The organism is Enterococcus sp. BWR-S5 (assembly GCF_016745255.1).
Taxonomy (GTDB): Bacteria; Bacillota; Bacilli; order Lactobacillales; family Enterococcaceae; genus Enterococcus_L.
This window is the reverse complement of sequence record NZ_JADOEQ010000003.1, coordinates 200,245-220,697: the sequence shown is the minus strand read 5'-3', so window position 1 is coordinate 220,697 and position 20,453 is coordinate 200,245. Positions and strand designations below refer to the sequence as shown.

The 20,453-nt window shown below is 38.7% G+C and carries 8 protein-coding genes; 7 read left to right on the top strand and 1 reads right to left on the bottom strand.

What is annotated here, in order from left to right:
* The first annotated feature begins 88 nt into the window (after window positions 1-88).
* From IW510_RS05840 to IW510_RS05815, 6 genes are all read left to right on the top strand, one after another.
* Window positions 89-2,761 (top strand): AAA family ATPase, encoded by a 2,673-nt coding sequence (locus IW510_RS05840; protein WP_202057764.1) that lies wholly within the window; start codon window positions 89-91, stop codon window positions 2,759-2,761.
* Entirely contained in the window at window positions 2,758-3,744 is a 987-nt protein-coding gene (locus IW510_RS05835; RefSeq protein ID WP_202057762.1) for an HNH endonuclease, read from the top strand. Before IW510_RS05840 ends, IW510_RS05835 begins: the two co-directional genes overlap by 4 nt.
* 83 nt (window positions 3,745-3,827) lie before the next feature.
* Entirely contained in the window at window positions 3,828-4,385 is a 558-nt protein-coding gene (locus IW510_RS05830) for a histidine phosphatase family protein (protein ID WP_442896393.1), read from the top strand.
* A gap of 252 nt (window positions 4,386-4,637) precedes the next feature.
* Entirely contained in the window at window positions 4,638-5,657 is a 1,020-nt protein-coding gene (locus tag IW510_RS05825; protein WP_202057758.1) for a hypothetical protein, read from the top strand.
* A 381-nt stretch (window positions 5,658-6,038) separates the two neighbouring features.
* Window positions 6,039-8,525 carry an ABC transporter permease gene (locus IW510_RS05820; protein WP_202057757.1) on the top strand — a complete coding sequence of 829 codons (2,487 nt, stop codon included), beginning with the start codon at window positions 6,039-6,041 and terminating at the stop codon, window positions 8,523-8,525.
* Between the two features lie 148 nt (window positions 8,526-8,673).
* Window positions 8,674-9,399, top strand: a complete 726-nt coding sequence (locus tag IW510_RS05815) for an ABC transporter ATP-binding protein (RefSeq protein ID WP_202057755.1) — start codon at window positions 8,674-8,676, stop codon at window positions 9,397-9,399.
* Window positions 9,400-9,442: 43 nt separating this feature from the next.
* Here the strand turns inward: IW510_RS05815 and IW510_RS05810 are convergent, their stop codons facing one another.
* The gene (locus IW510_RS05810) at window positions 9,443-10,183 is read right to left on the bottom strand and encodes a 4'-phosphopantetheinyl transferase family protein (protein WP_202057753.1); all 741 of its coding nucleotides are present in this window, start codon (window positions 10,181-10,183) and stop codon (window positions 9,443-9,445) included.
* Between the two features lie 518 nt (window positions 10,184-10,701).
* Between IW510_RS05810 and IW510_RS05805 the strand changes: the two genes are divergently transcribed.
* On the top strand, window positions 10,702-20,445 hold the full coding sequence (locus IW510_RS05805) for a non-ribosomal peptide synthetase (protein WP_202057751.1): 9,744 nt from the start codon (window positions 10,702-10,704) through the stop codon (window positions 20,443-20,445).
* The last annotated feature ends 8 nt before the right edge of the window (window positions 20,446-20,453 follow it).

Here is a 20,453-nt window from a genome sequence, read left to right as displayed (position 1 = left end):
TATAGACGAAATGCTCAATTCAATCATTAAAGAGTTATCACTTGAGGTAAATAACCTCGAAAATGAGCTTTATGCTAAAGTAGAAATCATGGATATAATCTTGGGGACACTTTCAGGAAAAATTAGTGAAGAACTAGAAACTGAGTACTACTTTTTTGCAGTGGAGCTTATCGATGCAGATATTTCTCTTTTTATGGAAAATTTCCAAGTAGAAGCTGAAACTTTTGAGTTTGTCATGGCTCGATATCCTAAAAACTATAGTCTTAGTAATGATACCTGGAATAGTGTATTAACACATGTTTTATCCTGCTATGTTAAAAGATCCGGAACTGTTGATAATCTAGGATATTTGTATTCTGGATTGAAATTAATCGAAACGTATATAGGCCGAATACACACAAATATACTTCTGAAGCTTTTGGCAGCGTTTGATCCAACAAGCATAATCAGAGATGAATTGACCCGTCATCAGATAGTTACCATCATTTTAAAAATGGAATTGTCTGAACAAGAAAAAGTCTATCTGAAAGCATTACTTATTGATGTATTGCTGATTGTTGATGCAGGATTTAGAGAAGGAAATAGATTAGTTGATTGGAATACTGTTTATGATGGAAATACTAATGTAGGTGATGTGTATTCTGCAAGGATAGATTCTGACTTGCTCATAAAAAGTTGGGAGCGTACCATCGATTTTTTGATTTCCTCTTCAAATCAATCAGAGGAAATAGAGGTATCACTCAAGCTTCATTTTTCCAGCGGAAGTGTTACTATCATTCATCCGGAACATGAGCGCATCGAAATGCAAGTTTATCTATTATCAGAAAAAAATGATTTTTCTATACGAATAGACACAGCGACAATTGCTACCGGTGATATAAATGATTGGCGAATCAACTGGTTTTCTGTACGGCAGCAACGAGAAGAAATTCACGCTGCTATTTCAAGCATTATCCAGCCTGGCGCAGTCATTCAAGAACATACTACTGCATATAGAGATTTTTCTTTCAGCTATGTCTATCTAAGTAATTATAGAGGAATAGAGGAGCGCAGCTTTTCTTTTGATCAAGCTTGGCATTTAGAAGAAGGGGTTATTGTTGAAGACCACACAGAAAACGGCAAAAGATACTCAACTGAAATCTCTGATTTAAGCTGCATTGTTGGAAAAAACGGTGCTGGAAAGACAACCTTCATCAATTTTTTAAAAGATGAATTTCCAACTTTAGTGGAAAAAACATATAAAAAAAAGACTGAAGAAGTCTACGAGTATTTAGTCATCTATAAACTCAAAAATCAATATTACTATTTAACGAATATGTCAGTAAAAACCAATAAATCTAATCTGCACCTACACTATGCTGAGGTATTGGCAGATTGGCAAAACATTGGGAAAATCCATTATTTCTCTAATATGATGAAAGTGGAACCCTTAACAGAAAAAAGCAGCCAAATTCTCGTAGATTTTTCTGAACAAGCAACCCTAAACCGATATATTGCGCAATTAACGGTTGAAAAGAACAGAGTTTTACCTAAAAAAAACAAACAGTCACTACTTTCGACGGACCTCCTATACCAACTATTTTTCTTACGAACGATTAAGCCGGAGTTGCTGCAACGCTATTTTGAAAATAAGCTGAAAAAAGAAAAATTAACTCTTGATTCCGGAAGCGAGCAGTCAAAATTTTTCCAGCGTATGCTTGATAAAAAAAGGAAAAAAAGTGGAGACCTTGAACACCTAATCATGTTGCTAAATGAAAATGTGAAAATTTCAAATCTATCCTCAGGTCAGCAAGCAAAGCTTCTGTTTCTTTCAAAGTTGTATTGGTCTTTAAATAAGCAATATGTATTGAAGGATGCCTTAATAAGCGAATTAACCAAAGTAGATGGCAATTTGATTGATTACAATGAGTTTATCGAAGAAGGAGATGCTTCTGTCATTTTTATCGATGAAGGAGAACTGTATTACCATCCAGAATGGCAGCGTAATTTTCTTAGTGAAATCATTGAACTTCTTGAAATTAGCCGCTCAACAACGGAGGGGGTTCATCGAAGTATTCAATTGGTCATTTCAACAAACTCACCATTTATTTTATCCGACATTTATCAGGAAAATATTATGTTCTTAAGTGATGATAAAACACTGAATACTCTCGCAACTTCTAATTCGCTAACTTTCGGGCAGAACATTCATACACTACTGAAAAATAGTTTTTTCTTGAATTACACAATAGGCGAATACGCAAGAAAAGAAATCACTAAAATGATCGAACTTTTAAGCCCTCCAAAAGTCATACCATTTACTGAATTTAAAATGATGCACCCAGAATATCCTATTTCTCTACCTCTTACGATTGATGAGAAAACGAGGGAAGATATTCTTATTTATGTGGAGGATAGTCAAAGCTTTGAAAAGAAATTGGGGAAAGAGAACTTAAAAGAGATTGTTTACACTAAAAAAACAACTACATTGAAAAAAGAATACAGAAGTTTTAAGGAATCACTTAGGCGCTTCTTTCAACCAAAAATCCCGACTGCAAAAGACTTAACCGTCCAGCAGCTCTTAAAGTATTTAGATATGGAGATAGAGGCTGTAGGCGAACTCGTCTATAAGGAGCTTTTAGAAGAATTGAGAGATGTGTGTATAAATAGATTTAGTGAATTTTTGATAGTAGATAAGGAAGTACTGGAAAAAGAGAAAGAAAAGCTTATGAAAAGATTATCAGAAATAGATACACAGCTTCTTGATGAGGGACCTTTATGATATATGTCGGACGTTATCCCGAAGAATTAGTAAAACAGTTTGCGGAAGAAGCTGAAAAGAAATTCAAAAATAAGCTAAAAAGGAAATATGTTGCTCATATCCAGTCTTTAAAATACCAAGAAGCTTTAGATGAAATAAACAGAGTATTTGATCCTATCGTAAAAATTGCGAATATTCAAGAACTCTTTCGTTTCTCACCGGAAGAGCTAAGAGAAATCAGCATTTTTCTTGAAAGCAAAGATAGGGCACCTAGTTATTTTTATAATGGTGAAGCAATACAAAATAATTTGAAATTTCCTTACAAAGAAATCTATGACCTATACACACCAATGTCTAAGTATCCGCTATTGTTTGCGGGAAGTCCGATGTCGTACGGGGATATCTATGAACCAGTTACTCAAAAGATAAAAATGAGTGTATTAATGACACTGTGCTTAAACCTTCAGGTCTGTCCCTATTGTAATAGGACGTATATCAATTACCGAGGTTATAATAACGGTGGCGCTCAATTAGATCACATTTTAAGCAAAAATAAGTACCCTATTTTCGCAAGCAGCATAAATAATCTAGTTCCCACATGCGGGACATGTAATCTCACAAAGGGAACATCGGAGACTAGTTTTTCTCCATTTATACAAAATGAGGGAAATGAGTATCATTTTTCCTTTGATCCCACAGAAAATGAGATAGGGATTGATTCAAAAAATCAAAGCACAATCGATTTTATTGAATCTATACGTCTAAAAGAAGCCTATCAAATACACCGTATGGAAGCAGCTGATATTTTGAAGAAGCTTGAAATCTATAATCGCTCTCAGAAAAATGAGCTACAGGAGGTCATCTATCAAGCAAGTGGCTCAACAATCAACATAGAGGAACTGCTATTTGGAAAGGGACTCTTTTCCAGGGAAGAGTACAAAAGATACCCTCTTGCTAAGCTGCGTACAGATATACTACGAGCCAATAATTTTAAAAGAAAGTAAGATGAACTACTGACTTGAAGCACGTATTAAACTTTATATAACCACACAAAAAAGGAGGACTATTTTTGAAGAAAACATTCTATATGATGAGACATGGACAAACACTTTTTAATGTTAGAAGAAAAATACAAGGAGCATGCGATTCTCCGTTAACAGAAATCGGCAGACAGCAAGCAGAAATTGCCGGTGATTTTTTGAAGGATATTGCCTTCGATCACTTCTATAGCTCATCAGCGGAAAGAGCCTGTGACACACTTGAAATTGTTACACAAAATAAGCAGCCCTATACGCGATTGAAGGGTCTAAAGGAAATGAACTTTGGTGCCTTTGAAGGCGAAAGTGAAGATTTGAATCCGGAGAATGAAAAGAAAAGTACATTCTTTCTGGCATATGGTGGAGAATCAAGGGAACAAGTCGAAAAGAGATTGGTGGCCACTTGTCGAGAAATCATGAGACAGGAAGACCATCACACTGTTTTGGCCGTTTCTCATTCCGGAGCCTGCCTTTATTTTTTGGGTGCATGGCAAGACCCGACACCTGAACTTGAAAAAGGATTTCCCAATTGCATGATATTAAAATACGAGTACGAAACAGAGGATGAATCCTTCCGTCTACTCGAAATTTATCGTCCAGTAGATTAATATAGCGCATCAACTAACCAAGTCACTGCACGCGCTTGGGGCAGACAATCTCAAAAATGGGGAGACCTATTTACAGATTGTCTGTTTTGGCATTAGTTCTCTATGAACAGAATGGCTACTAGCGAATCCCATTCAAATCAGTGTTTGAGAGCTGTGCTGAAGGGGCTTTTTTGAGCGTCATCATTTTATTGTTTATGGTATCAATGAAATAATCTATTTATAATAAAGAAAAAGAAAAAATGGAGGAAGAAAATGTTTAGGTTGTTTAAACAAAAAGAAGTGTCAATTTATTTGCGAATTTGCGAGGAAATAAAGCAGTATCACCATATCAGACCAGCTTTCGAGCTGACAAAAAGCGAAGAAGGGCAGCTTAGGTTTGCTCCGGGTGCAGCGGATGGGATGATTATCTATCATTCTTTCGGCAATCGAGAGGATGGAATTTGTACAGAGCTGTTTTCTTTAATTGAAACCTATTTAACTACTGGAAATAAACGGAGCCTTAAGGCAGTCATTGATTTCATCGATGCAAGTAACTCTCTGGCGATTTCGGCAGCGGACATATTGATAAGAATGGTCATGGAAAACATAGACTTAATCAATACACATATAGAACGTTACGCCAATTTAGCCTACATTTTACTTACTGAAACATCTTCTGTTGAGACGGTAAAATTCGGAATAATACTTTCTGAACCGCTGATTGGCCCCTATAGTGAGAAGTTCATCAATCCATTAAAAACAATTGCCTATTATGATGAATTTACTTATTTCTGCCTTATTTCCCTTAAAAATAAGCTGGAAGCTTCATCGTTCAATCACCTTTGTATTGACTATGCAGACAGTACAGATGGCTGGGGAAAGGTTCATAGTATTTCAATGCTTGAAAATCCAGACAAGGAACAGCAAGAATGGATTATTAAGAATGGTTGTTCAACCAGTACCTTGGACATGTATTTAGGGCATGAGTGTTTAGAGAAAGGGAATGTTCGTCAGTTATTAGAATCAACCAGCCCATTGGACAAAGAATTACTTGATGGGATTACAAAAATATTTTTAGAATTACTAAACAATGACGGTCCGTTAGCGGGCTTTGAGGTAGTAGTGAATGATCTTGACTTGTTTGCCGCTTACATCAAGCAGCTGCAGCCACACGCCCTGACAGCAGACCAGAGAACGGTGCTGGGCAAGCTCGCTGTGTATATTCCTGAACAGCATGAGGCTTCTGCGGAAGGGCAGAGGCTTGTTAAAGAAATAGAACAATTAGAATCGTAAAAACAAAAGGCGAAGCATACTCGTCTTTAGGAAGGTGTTTGTTATTGTTCCAGCAGATAGCTGAGAAAAAAGAAGGCGTTGCTCGTTATCCATCCGTTATTACCTGTAGCCAAAGATTAACTTGGCACTATTGACGTCTAAAATTTATAAGTACATTTTTATAATGGCTCTTGTATATATGTAGAAGTACTGAAGCCGCTATGTTTTATTCAGAATAATGAATAGAGCATAGCGGCTTCTTTGTATCAAAAAAAATAACAATACAATTTGGTTGTTATTTATATTTAAAAGTCCGCTTTGTTGTGTTACTATTGTTTTGTTATGTTGTAAATTATTTACAAAAGACACATATTTATTAACAAAAGTTGGAAGGAGCGGGTTATGAGAATTCTGATCAAATATATTTTGAAAAGTATGATAAAAAACAAAGGCAGGCTTTTAATGCTCATTGTCTCCATTGCTTTAAGCACGGGATTATTTATTGGCAGCCAAAAAGCATTTGAAACAGTTATGGATTCCCAGAAAAAAATTCAGATGGAAGCTTATGAGGGAAAAGAGGTTTCTATTACAAAGAATGACTATTCATCGGGAGCTGGGATTGATCCAAAGGAACTTGAGCTTGTAAAAATGAAAAATGAAGTACCTGAAATTCTCTTGAACAAAATCAAGCTGAAGGAGAGCTCAGCTAAGTTTGACAGCTCATTGACTCTCCGAGGGCGATTAGAAAAGGATCTTCCAAAAGCATCGGCTTTTACAGAGATTTCGGGAAAGAACTGGTATGAGAACAGCGTTAGTATTAGTCAACGTGCCAGCAAAGAATTGAAGGTTGCGCTTGGAGATACACTGACTATCCATATCAATAATAAGGATCATCAGTTGAAGATTGGTGCAATCGCTCAAAATCAAGGAATGTTTTATAATGACACACGCGGAAACTATACGATTCTATTTGAAAAAGAATACTTAAAAGAAATTTCCGGGTCAGACTATACAGTTATATTCGCCGAAACCAACAAGAGCACAGTTGTTGAAGCCATTAAGGCGTTTAATCAGAAAAACAGCGACTATACAGCAACTGAGGTCTATGATTCCGGTCAGATGGAACAAATTGTTAATCAGATTACTATGGTTATCACGTTTATGTTTTTAATGGTGGTTCTAGCAAGTATCTTGATTATTAATGGTGCCTTTCGTCTAACGATTACTGAACGAATGAACACGGTAGGAACATTTCTAAGTCAGGGAGCCACACATAGACAAATTCGCCTGTTGTTTCTTTCTGAAAGCGGCATTTACGGTCTGGTCGGTGGTCTTCTGGGTGTGCTAATCGGCTACGGACTTACGGTCGTAATCAACCGAGTGTCATCACCATTGGCAGAGTATGGCATTTACGAAGCTGTTTCGTTCTCACCTATGTTAGTTCTAACCGGCTTATTATTCTCAATCGGATTAAGCTTAGCAGCAGTTTTACTGCCAGTTGTCCGCTTGAAAAAATACTCAGTCAAAGAGGTCATCCTCAATGAGTTTACGGTCGAAAAGCAGGCCCGATGGACCAATTTCTTTATCGGTATTTTATTGCTGCTTATTTCTTTAGGCGCATATTTTCTTTTTGGCGATCAGCTCCTTGTTATCATTTTACTTCTTGTTTTGGTATTTATTGCTTTCTTGCTTATCTATCCAAAATTAACAGAAAAACTGATGAACGGTCTGTTTTCCGGACTTAAGAATAAGATGAGTTTGCTGGCTTTATCTGCCCAAAATATGGGTACCTCTAAAATTATCCGGAGCAACATCACCTTGTTTGCTGTAGGTCTGATGGTTATGCTTTTGATTAATGGTATTGAAAACAGTATGAGAAATACGATGACCAGTGTTTACGCCGGCTATCACTATGATATAAATGTTCAGGTTCCGGCAAATGGCTTGAGCAGTCAGCAAGAGGAAGTTACGGAAAAGCTTCAGGAAACAGGTTTAATTGAGAGTAATTTCCATAGTGAAATTTTAACAAATATCAAAATCGATAACTATGCTTATAATCTAATCGCTTTCGATGATCCGTCAGCATATAGGAACTACTACTCTTATATTGACTGGCAGGATAAAAGCTATGATGCTGTTTTTGAGCAGCTTGGGGATGGGTCTGATTCCTTTATGACCACGTATAGCTATGCGGAAAAGCTTTCGCTAAAGGTGGGAGATACAATTGTCTTTCCGTTTGGTAATGAGGAAAAAGAAATGAAGCTCGTTGGCTTATATAAAAACAAGTCATCCTTTAATTACTTTTTACTAAATCTTGATCGATTACCGGAAAATGTCCGTGCCTCATTAACAACAAATTATTATTTCAACTCAACGAAGAAACAAAATGAATCACAGAAAATCCTTAAGAAGGAATTAAACGATTATACGGCGGATGTCTACACGAAAGATGAACAAACACAGCAGAATACAGAGCAAAATGAATTGATGATTACCATTTTCAGAGCGTTCTCCTTAATGACAATCATTATAGGAAGCTTTGGGATTATCAGCAATACCACAATCAGCTTCCTGCAACGTAAAAAGGACTTTGCTCTCTATGCCTCATTAGGTATGACTCAAACGCAACTGATGGGAATGCTGCTGTGGGAAGGGTTTCTGACGGTTGTCATGACCTTTATTGTCGGCGTTCCATTATCCTTTGCTGAAGCCCATCTTGTTGAAAAAGTTATGGAGCAATTAATGGAAACTGATTTTCCAATAACTATCAATGTGGGGTATTTACCAATTGTTTTCGTCTTGCTTTGGTTGATTGTCATTGTCTCTTCCATACCGGCACTTTGGAAATTACGAACACTGACAATTATTGAAGAGCTGAAATATGAGTAAAGATTGCAACAGGTCGTTCAAACACAAAATATCAAGCTGATATCTGAAGCCGATTCATTAGATGAAAATACTATTATGTTTAAAAAACAGAGTGGAAAACTGGAATCTGTACCAGCTTCCTCAACTATAAATAGCAAGGAGAGAACCAATGAGAAAGAAGGAATCAAAAAATATCATTCGTGTAGAAAATGTTCAGAAAACCTTTGAAGTCAATCCTGAGTTGCAGGTTCAGGCCTTGAAGGACATTTCATTCTCAGTAAAAAAAGGACAGTTTTTATCCATTATGGGCCCTTCCGGTTCAGGAAAATCGACACTGCTGTACATCCTAGGGGGGTTAGATGACCCAACAGCCGGTAAAATATGGATTGATACAAAGCCTTTAAGCAAGATGTCTGCAAAGGACAAAAGCCTTTTAAAGCGCAGAGATATAGGCTTCATTTTTCAATTTTATAATTTAGTTCCTAATTTGACAGTAGAAGATAACATTTTATTGCCACTAATCTTGGATGGGAAAAATATCAAGGATTATCAGGAGAAACTGGATATTTTGTTGAAAAAAATTGGTATTCGGGATAAAAGAGAGGCATATCCAAATGAATTATCAGGGGGGCAGCAACAGCGGGTGGCCATCGCACGAGCGTTGATTATTGAACCTAAAGTTATTCTTGCCGACGAACCAATCGGAAATCTTGATTCAAAAAATGGACAGGCTGTTATGGAACTTCTGAAAAAAATTAATCAGGAAGAAGAAACAACCATCGTACAAGTGACACATTCCGAGGAATCTGCCGAGTACGGATCTCATGTCCTGCATATGAAAGATGGCGTAATTATTGAACACAAAAAAACCGATAGGGAACTGAAAAAAGACTAAATGAGCCTGCTCATGAAGTCAATCAGAGTAAACAAGCGCGGAATCATACGAAACCGCGCTTTTTCCTATTAACAAGAGGAAATTCGTTCATTAAAAGCTCATCTAACCCGGAAAAAAAGACTGCTGAAGATAGGTGATTCCTAGCAAAAGGAAGGTCGGTATTTTCCTGCGTACAAATCGTGTAGGGATGTTTTGCATCAAGCCAATCAGAATAAAAAAAACAGTCAGCTGAATTATCTGACAGAGAAAGCCCTTCATTTTTTTCTTCTATGGAAAAAGAAGAGAGAGGGCAGCTAAGTCCTTTACCTAAATATTTTACATAGCTTTCCTTTGCAGTCCATATTTTATAAAAGTATGGCAGCTGTTTATGTTTACGTAAGTCTTGAATCTTTCTGTGCTCCTCTGGATGAAAGAAATGCTTAGCGATATCAAGATAATCAAAAATGATTTCAGTTTTTTCCACGTCTATGCCAATAGGTGTGTCACTCCAAGCACAAAGCAGCCAGTCACCGGAATGAGAAATATTGAAATGGAAAGGTGCATCCAAGAACTGTGGTTTCCCCTGAGCATTGTTAATCAATATAGCTTCCTTTTTGTTCATTTGGTAGCAGCACCTTGCTACATATTGAAGCAGCAATCCTGAAACAGCGCAGACAATACGATCCTTTTCAAATTGTAAATGCTGAATTCGAAGCAGACGTTCTTGTTCTAATAAAGGGTAATAATCCGCATAGTTTATTGTTGCAGCAAAATCCTTCAGGTCAATTGTATATAGCTGAATCATCTTTTATCCTCCTCAAATAACTTCTAAACAAATTATAATACAAATAATACTTGTTGGAAATAAAATATGTCGAATATCACAAAAACAACGAGCTTCAAAATAAAACGGCACACACTTCTCCGTATAAACTATTTTTTACACAAGAGAATTGTTATTTTACACTATATAAGCAATTTTGTATTGAATTCCATTTTCGTTTTATGTATACTTTAGTTTACCAAATGTAAAATAACGTTTGTTTAATGGTTGACTAGCATTTGAGAATGTCATTTCCTTTGAAAACAGTGATATAAAAAAGATGTTTTTATTAAAAATAAATAATGAGAAATTTAAAATAAAAACATATATTATATGTAATATATTAATTACTTAAACGAATTTATACATTACTTTCAAAGGTGTGGCAAGGAAAAGCTGTAGTTATTTTGTACGCATAAATTTTTTTAACTATGCCTTATTTTTTTATTTTTTATACCTGTTTTATGCGTAAGATTGTTATTGAAAAGGGAGATGGATGAATGAGCAACAACAGATATACCAAAAAGCACAACCAACATATTCAATTGGACGGAAACAGAGTAAACAGCCTTTGTGAAAAAAGTGGACTAACAAGAGATGAATTTTTTGCGAATGTCTTTCTTATTCTTATGTGCAAAACGAAAGGGAATAATGCTTACTCAATGGAGTTGGTTCAAAAAAATCAATTTGTCGGTACGTTAACCTGCACTATACCTAAGCAGGGAACCCTTTTAGATGTATTGACTGCCGCCACATTAAAAGCTTCAAATGCAGACAAGCAGACAAATGATGGAATTAAGGGAATCGTTTGGTCGAGTGAAATGTCTGCAGCCTTGCAAGAGCAGATTCTTTGCGAGTTACTGATACAAGTGAATGAGGATGCGGAGCAAAATTTGTTAGTTGATTACTTCTATTCTTCTGAAGTATATGAGGAAGAAGAAATAGATATCCTTCATCTTCATTTCCAGACATTGCTTACAGCAATCCTACAAAATGAGCACGGGGAGATATCTGCATATGACATTGTTTCTCAAAAAGAAAGAGACTTACTAGTTGAAGTAAATCAGACAGATTATGATTTTTCTACAGATGCATGTGTTCATGAAATCATTGAAGATACTGTAAAAAAATACCCAAATAAGACAGCTCTTGTTTATGAAGGCGAAGAGATTACTTTCGAAGAATTCAATCGACGCTCGAATCAGATTGCTGCTTTTCTTAAAAAACAAGAGATACAAGCAGGTGATTATGTTGCGATTATGGCTGTCCGTGGCATTGAGCTGATTTGCTCAATCTTTGGTGTTTTAAAAAGCGGTGCTGCGTATGTTCCGATGAATCCTATCTTTCCAGTTGATCGCCTCCGTTTCATGCTTGAAGATAGCCAAGCAAAAATGATTTTATCAACAGGCTGTCCGGAAGAACTAAGTGAGTTTTGCCCAATTGTTGATTTAAACGATTCAGCACTGTATGAAGGAAATGCAGGTAATCCAGGCCGACAGGCGGGTTCAGATGACACCCTTTGTCTGATTTATACCTCGGGAACTACCGGAAATCCTAAGAGCGTAAAAATCAATCATGGCGCAATCGTCAATTATTGCGAGTTCAATGCCTTTGATTTCTTAAAGCTGAATAAAGACGATAGAGTACCACAATTTGCGCCAATCACGTTTAGTACAGCAATCAGTGAGATAACGACAACCTTGCTTTCAGGTGCAACGTTGTATCTTGTCACAGACGAGGTAATTAAAAACATTCCTCTTTTCAATGAGTTTATTAATGAAATTCAAGCCACTATGTGTTTGCTTCCACCAATTTATTGCGATTATGTCCAGTTACCAAAATCTGTTCGCATGGTGGAAACCGGTGGATCTGCTTGTCATAAAGAAGCGGCAGAACGAATGGTTGCACAAGGCGCAAAATATTACAATGCTTATGGCCTTTCTGAAGGAACGGTCATCAGTGTTTGGGAGCACCAGCCGGGAGAAGAAGTGAAGAAAATTCCGATTGGTAAACCTGTTGCAAACAGTAAGGTTTATGTAATGAATGGCGACAAGGTCAACGGACTGTATATGCCAGGAGAGCTTTGTGTGACTGGTATGGCTGTCAGTAATGGCTATCTAAACCTGTCTGAGCTAAATGAAAAACGTTTTATCCCTAATCCTTTCGGTAAAGGAAAGATGCTGAAAACAGGGGATATTGTTCAATGGAACCATAAAGGGGAGTTGGAATACGTTGGTCGTAGTGACAATCAAGTCCAAATTCGAGGAATGCGCGTTGAGTTGGAAGAAATTGAGCATTCACTTCTGAGCGATCCCGCCATTGTCAACGTCGCGGCTATCAGTCGAGATGACCAACATGGAGAAACCAGCATTGCTGCTTTTGTTACCAGTAAAGAGCAGCTGGATATCCGAGAAATAAAGAAGCAGCTGCGAAAACGATTAGTGGATTACATGATTCCTGCAAACATTGTTCAGTTGGAGACTTTACCGTTGACCGTTAACGGCAAGGTCGATAGAAAAGCTTTAGAAACAATTCCGATTGAAGAGCAGACAACCTTTGTCGCTCCGGAAACAGCAGTTGAGAAGCAGGTTGCACAATTTTTCGAAGAAATATTAAAAACAGACAACATCGGAAAGCAAACGGATTTCTTTGAAGCCGGTGGACACTCATTGCGACTGACTCGATTAATCAATTCGATTGAATCATCCTTCAACATTCGACTGTCAATTGCAGACATCTATGAACATTCTACGGTTGAAGCGATCAGCTCTCAAATTGAATCTGGCACTCATCAGGAACGAGAAATGATTGCACCTGCTGAAGAAAAAGAATTCTATGCGTTGTCCTCGGCACAAAAGCAGATATATATTGCAACAGAGCTTGATGATACAACGAAATCCTATAATGTTCCGGTCATGTTGTCATTTGATGGACCATTGGAAAAAGAAAAGCTGACTCACGCCTTCCAACAGCTGATTGAACGTCATGACAGCTTGCGAACAGCCTTCAAAACAATAGACGGAAAGCCCGTGCAGCATATAAAAGAAGCAATAACAGCGATTGTCGAGACTGAAGAAGTCCAGAAAATATCTACGAACACAGCAGAACAGAATTTCCATTCATTTGTTCGTCCGTTTGATTTACAGCATGCGCCATTGATGCGTGTGAAGCTTTTAACCAATCAAGAAAAAAGTTATTTGTTCATTGATGTTCATCACATTATTTCGGATGGCGGTTCCTTCAATGCACTGATAGAAGAATTTTCTTTGCTATACAGCGGCCAAACATTAGCACCATTACCAATCCAATACAAGGACTATAGTGAGTGGCAAAAGCTGCAAAATTTGGACAAGCAAAAGCAATTTTGGGTTAAACAGTTTCGTGATGCGCCGGAGTCTTTGGACCTGCCATTAGACTATAAACGAACGGCAAGACAAAGCTTCAAAGGGCAGACTGTAAAATCAATGATTCCGGCTGAGACAAGAGACGCTTTGAAAAAACTCGCTGAGAAAACCGGAACGACAGAATATATGGTATTGCTAAGCGTAGGAATGATTATGCTTGGAAAGTACAGCCGACAGGAGGATGTGGTTGTCGGGACTTCTATTTCAGGAAGAACACGTCAGGAAATAGAAAACGTTCAAGGGATTTTTGTTAACACATTGGCTATGCGCGGACGTCCAACGAGGAAGAAAACAGTCCATGACTTTCTTCAAGAGGTAAAAGAAACTAGCTTACTGGCTTATCAGAACCAAGAGTTTCCATTTGACGAGTTGATTGCATCTCTGGATATTCCACGAGACCTTTCTCGAAACCCACTGTTTGATGTTATGTTTGTTCTGCAAAACAATGAGCAGCCTGAACAGCATTGGGGAGATGCAGCCATTGTCTCAGCCGTTATGGAGGAACAGGGAGCGAAGTTTGACTTAACCTTTAGCATTTCAGAAACCTCTGAAGGCTACGAGCTTTCACTGGATTATCGAACGGCCTTATTTAAAGAAGAGTCCATGAAGCAAATGCTGCAGCATTATCTAGTGCTCCTTCAAAATGCCGCTTCTAATGCCACACAGAAAATAGGTGAGCTTTCGGCTGTAAACGAAGAAGAGAAGCAAAGAATTATGACTCAATTCAACAAACCTCAAGAAGTATCTGGCTACAAAGACCAGACAATTACTGAAATTTTTGAAAAGCAAGTTGCTTTGTTCCCGAAAAAAGAAGCTGTAATCTATCAAGATCAGGTACTGACCTATCAGGAATTGAACAACAAAGCAAATCAGCTGGCACATACCTTACGAGAGGCTGGTATCGGTACAAATGATTTTGTTGCAGTAGAGGCGAGACGAGCACCGGCAACAATTATCGCCATTTTAGGAATCGTCAAGGCAGGAGCAGCTTATGTACCAATCGATTCGGAATATCCGGAGGAGCGAGTGACGTACATGCTTGAGAACTGCCAAGCGAAGGCAGTTCTGGCTACAGATAGTTTCACTCATCAAACAGCAAGACTTTCTCTGCCTTTTTACTCCTTGAATACATTGCTGGAGGAATCAGCTAGTAGCGATAATCTCTCAGTCATTAATAAGGCAGACGACTTGCTTTATCTGATGTATACTTCCGGAACGACTGGTAAGCCCAAAGGAACCATGATTGAGCACCGCAATGTGTTTCATCTTCTTGAAGATTCTGAACCAGTCGGCTTAAGTCCCGATACGATCATGCTACAAGCGGGTTCACTGAGCTTTGATGCAGCTACCTTTGAAATTTGGGGAAGTCTGCTAAAAGGCGGAACATTGGTGCTTACAGATAAAGAAAACTTCTTGAACAGTCAATTATTAAAACAGACAATCGAAGACTATAAAATCAACACACTGTTTCTGACAACTGCGCTATTTAATCAGCACATTGAGCTGGAACCGCATGTTTTCAATCACCTAGATTGTCTTCTGTTCGGGGGAGAAAAGCTGTCTGAACGTCATGTGCGTCAGTTGCTGGAAGAAAATCAACACACTCAATTACTCCATGTTTATGGACCAACGGAAGGAACGACATTCTCTGAATTCCACCTCATTCAAAAAGAAGAGCTGGATACCGTTGTTCCAATCGGAAAACCTTTTCCAACAACAACTGCCTATATCTTATCGGATGATGGAACTCTTTGCGGTGTTGGTATGAAAGGGGAGCTGTACATCGGAGGAACAGGACTTGCCAAGGGCTACTGGCAAAATCCGGAGCTTACAGAAAAAGTATTTGTTGATTCGCCATTTGGACGGTTGTATCGTACCGGTGACTTGGCAAAATGGCGCGCGAATGGGTCCATTGATTTTCTTGGAAGAGTAGATAACCAAATCAAGTTACGGGGCTTCAGAGTAGAGCTGGAAGAGATTACTAATACAATTTTACGAGTAACAAAGATTCGTCAGGCAATTACCATTCTAACTCCTGAACAACAAATTGCCGTGTATCTTTCTAATGATACCTCAATAAATATCAAAGAATTGAAGGAAGAGCTGCGGAAGACACTGCCTGAATATATGCTGCCTGAATTGATTCTGCAGCTGGATGAACTGCCGGTTGCACCAACAGGAAAAATTGATCGAAACGCTCTACCACGCATCGATGAATTGCCTGTCGAGCAAGGTCTGGCACCAAGAAATGAACTTGAGAGCAAGATAGCTTCAGTATTTTCAGAGGTGTTGGGACACGAAATCAACAGCATCTCAACAAGCTTCTTCGATCATGGCGGACACTCATTAAAAGCAATGCAGCTCTTAAATAAACTGGAAGCAGAATTGTCTACTAGAATTCCATTAAAGGACTTTTTTGAAAATCCAACGATTGAAGGTATTGGGAAAAGGGTTGAGGCGACTGCGTCAGGTACCTATGAACGTATTGAAAAAGCAGCGAATCAAGAGGCTTATCCTGCTTCTTCAACACAAAAAAGACTCTATGTCATTCAAGAGTTTGACGAAACAGGTATTGCCTATAATATTCCGGTTGGTCTTTCCTTTAATCAGGTAATTAACTTGAAGAAAGCCGCGCAATGCTTTGAACAGCTGATTGAACGCCACGAAGCATTAAGAACCTCTTTCTATACGGCGGCTGATGGAATGGTGATGCAAAAAATCGTGAGGACGGATCAGGTTTCGTTTGTTATTGAAACAGGCCAGATGAAGAACAAAGACGAGCTTACAGATATCCTGCAAAGCTTTGTACGACCATTTGATTTATCAGCAGCACCGCTATTCAGAGCAGGAATTATTACTACATCTGATGGAGGGTCATTGTTCTTACTTGATATTCATCATATTATTGCGGATGGTTTATCGGTTCAGCTTCTTCTTAAAGAGTTTGCAGCGCTATACAATGGACACTCATTGAACAATCAGGAGCTGCAATATAAGGATTACAGCGAATGGCTGAGAAAACGTTCTATGGACGAGCATGAAGCTTTCTGGAAAAAAGAATTAGCTGACGATGCGCTTCCGGTACTTGAACTGCCATTGGATTATCGACGTCCGCAGCAGCAGACGTTTGCCGGAGCAACCGTAAGTGCTCGAATTGATGGTGAAATGAAGGAAAAACTCGCTGAGCTGGCGAATAAAACCGGAACAACCGAATACATGATTTTACTGGCTGTTTACCAGATTTTACTGCATAAATACAGCCGACAGGAAGAAATCGTTGTCGGAACTTCTGTTTCAGGTCGAACCCACGCAGATGTTGAATCAATGCTTGGTATGTTTGTTAATACGCTGGTTTTGAAAGGGAAACCGGAGAAACAGAAATATTTCACTGACTTCCTTGCAGAAATCAAGGAGCAGAACCTGCAAATGTTGGAGCATCAGGACTTCCCATTTGAAAAAATTGTCGAACTATTGGATTTACCACGAAGTATGTCTAGAAATCCATTGTTTGATGTTATGTTTGTTTATCAGAACCAACAAGACGAGGAGATTTCTTTAGAAGGGAATCAAGGAACTGAGATTGAGGCAGAAGGAACGATTGCAAAATTTGATTTATCCTTCCGTTTTACTGAAACAGCAGAAGAGTATCAGTTAATTGTGGAATATGCTAAAGACTTGTTCCGAGCCGAAAGTATTCATTACATGCTTGGTCATTTTCTTGTTTTACTGGAGGATGTTCTTACTCATTCTGAAAAGAGAATTAGCGACCTTGTGTTGATTGACGAACAGGAAAAAGTACTGGTTTTAGAGCAGTTTAATCATCGTACTGAAATTGTTGATTTAGAACAAACAGTTGTTTCCAGCTTTGAAGAACAGGTAGACCGTTGGGCGGAGAAACCGGCATTAGTTTACCAGTCACAGCAGATATCCTATAAGGAATTCAATCAGCGGGCCAATCAAGTTGCTCATTATTTGAGAGCAAATGGCGTTGGAAGAGATGACTTAGTTGCCGTTCTCGCTGAACGAAGTGTTGAAATGCTTGTCTGTATGTTGGGAATTATCAAAGCAGGGGGTGCTTATGTACCAATCGATCCATCTGCACCTGAAGAACGAAGAGAATATTTGCTGACCGACAGTCAGCCCAAAGCATTGCTTACAACCTTTGAACTGCCGGAACAGCTATATGGAATTCCTGTTGTTTCTGCTGAGTTGGAGACCTTCCGTTCCTTCAGTACAGAAAATCCTGAAAGAATCAACCACAGCAACGATTTACTGTACTGTATTTATACCTCAGGAACAACAGGTAAGCCAAAAGGGGTATTAGTTGAACACAAAGGCATACTCAATGTAAAACAGTACTTTAATCAATCCTTGGGTCTTACTAGCGACGATCATATGCTGCAATTCTCTAATTATGTGTTCGATGCATCCGCATTGGAAATATTCACTGCGTTGTTAAACGGTTCTGCTCTTCATCTAGTTGATGCAGAGGACTTAAAAAATCCAACATTTATTGAAAACTATTTATCCGAGCACATCAGTTTCGCTATTTTGCCGCCGCAATATGCAGCGAGTATTCAAATCAACAATGTGGGTACAGTAATGACCGGTGGTTCTGTTGCCACTCGTAAAATCGTTTCAAAAGAAAGCGGCAATACGATTGAGCATTACTTGAATGCTTATGGACCAACAGAAGCGACTGTTTATACGACGAGCTGGTCTTACCGTGCACAAGAAGGTGACATCGAACTGCCTGAACAGCTGCCGATTGGACAACCAATTACAAATGTGGAAGTTCACATTATAGAAGAAGGACAGCTTTGCGGCGTGGGCATTATTGGCGAATTATGCATCAGCGGTATCAGCTTAGCTAGAGGCTATCTAAACCAGCCTGAGTTAACTGCAAAAGCCTTCATTGATCATCCGTTCGGAGAAGGCAAGCTCTATCGTTCCGGTGACTTAGCACGCTGGACGCCTGATGGACAGCTGGAATATCTTGGTCGTGTTGATGAACAGGTGAAAATTAGAGGATATCGAATCGAACCAGGTGAAATCGAGAGTATTCTAAGAACCGCAGAATTTATTCAAGATGCAGCGGTCATTGTAGATACTTCAGAACAAGAGCCGAAGCTGGCAGCATATTTCGTCAGCGAAACAGCCATTGATAGTCTGGAAATACAAAAATATCTTGCAACACAGCTACCGGAGTATATGATTCCAACAGCAATTATGCAGCTTGATGAAATTCCAGTGACACCAAATGGAAAATTGGATAAAAAGGCCTTACCGTGCATCGTTACAACAGGTACAGAACAGCTGATTAAACCGACAAATGCGATAGAAAAGCAATTGGTACAAGTGTTCCAAGAGATACTTGGGCTAGAAGAAATCGGAACAAATCAACACTTCCTGTCACTTGGAGGAGATTCGATTAAGGCAATTCGAATCGCTGCGAAGATTAGAGAAAACGGGTATGAGATTTTAGTTAAGGATATCCTTCAATATTCAACGATCGCACAAATCAGTCTGCAGGTTCAGACAACCGGTGATGATCGAATGGCTGCAGCTCAGGCAGAACAAAGTGGCGTGGTTGCTTTGACCATGGTTCAGAAGCAGTTACTGAATGATTCATCAATAGAAAATCACACCTTGCATTTACACTTTGACACAGTCATTGACGAACAGCTGTTAACCACAGCATTTGATGCATTAATTCATCATCATGACATGCTGAGAGCTGTTTATCAAAACAATCAGCAAGAGCTGCTGCGAAATGAAGACACTGCGGCATTCCAATTAACGACAGCGACACATCAAGATAATCTGCGGCAAGAGCTGGTAGTACAAGCAGAGAAAGACCTGCAGCTAGTGTCCAAACAGGAAGAAAATCTATTAAACGGACATCTTCTGCAATTCCAAGAAGAAAGTCATCTGGTTATCGGTATCTCACCACTAATTGCTGATAGGGTATCTGTACAGATCCTACTTGAGGATTTAATTGCAGCGTATCGCAGCTTAGCAGAAAAGGGACAGGTGCTGCTGTCGGAAAAAACACTTCCATTCAACACATGGATTGAAAATAATCAGCTGCAGCAGAAGGAGTTATCTATCCTTAGTACAGGTGGGGAGTTACCAAAAATCAAGGCTTCCAGAAATCAGCTGCAGTATAGCATAAAGGAAACGTTATCTATCAACCAATTAGAAACAGCAAATCAAGCCTTCTCAACAACAATAGAAGAGTTATTATTAACAGGTCTTGTTACTGCCTTTGAGGAGTGGCAGCAGCAGGCAGTATGCGAGGTGATTCTTGAAAGAGATGGCAGAGCACATGATGCACAAGCCTTCAATCGAACAGTAGGTCAGTTTACAGAGCTTCAACCACTTCAATTACAACGTGGTGCGAGCTTGACAGAAACCATTCTCCAGACGAAAGAAGGCAATCGAAGAGTACAGAAGCAAGCAGACAAGGAAAAAGTTTTAGAGTTGACCAATCCAGTCCTATTCCGTTTAAAAGATGCAGAACAAGCATTTTTAGATACTGAAACAGAGAAGCTATTCAGTAAAACAGTTGATTCAAGAAAGTTGTATACGCCATGTTATGCAGATTTGGAGCTATCCATTGTGTTGAATGGCACAGAGGTCCAGTTGACCGTCGATTATGCCGTACAGGCGTTTTCAGAGGAACAGATTAGAGCCTTCCAAAAGAATTATGAAGACGCACTGGTACAGCTAGTTGATTACTGCTTGATGCAGGAGGATTCATTTAGAACCGTTGAAGATTTTGACGTGTTCGATATGGAAGCTGATGAGATTGACTTGTTAAATACACTATTGGACTAAATGGAATA

Excerpts from the sequence above, each read along its gene's own strand:
- IW510_RS05840 (WP_202057764.1), top strand. The coding sequence starts at position 89 with ATGGATATAATCTTGGGGACACTTTCAGGAAAAATTAGTGAAGAACTA.
- IW510_RS05835 (WP_202057762.1), top strand. The coding sequence starts at position 2,758 with ATGATATATGTCGGACGTTATCCCGAAGAATTAGTAAAACAGTTTGCG.
- IW510_RS05830 (WP_442896393.1), top strand. The coding sequence starts at position 3,828 with ATGATGAGACATGGACAAACACTTTTTAATGTTAGAAGAAAAATACAA.
- IW510_RS05825 (WP_202057758.1), top strand. The coding sequence starts at position 4,638 with ATGTTTAGGTTGTTTAAACAAAAAGAAGTGTCAATTTATTTGCGAATT.
- IW510_RS05820 (WP_202057757.1), top strand. The coding sequence starts at position 6,039 with ATGAGAATTCTGATCAAATATATTTTGAAAAGTATGATAAAAAACAAA.
- IW510_RS05815 (WP_202057755.1), top strand. The coding sequence starts at position 8,674 with ATGAGAAAGAAGGAATCAAAAAATATCATTCGTGTAGAAAATGTTCAG.
- IW510_RS05810 (WP_202057753.1), bottom strand. The coding sequence starts at position 10,183 with ATGATTCAGCTATATACAATTGACCTGAAGGATTTTGCTGCAACAATA.
- IW510_RS05805 (WP_202057751.1), top strand. The coding sequence starts at position 10,702 with ATGAGCAACAACAGATATACCAAAAAGCACAACCAACATATTCAATTG.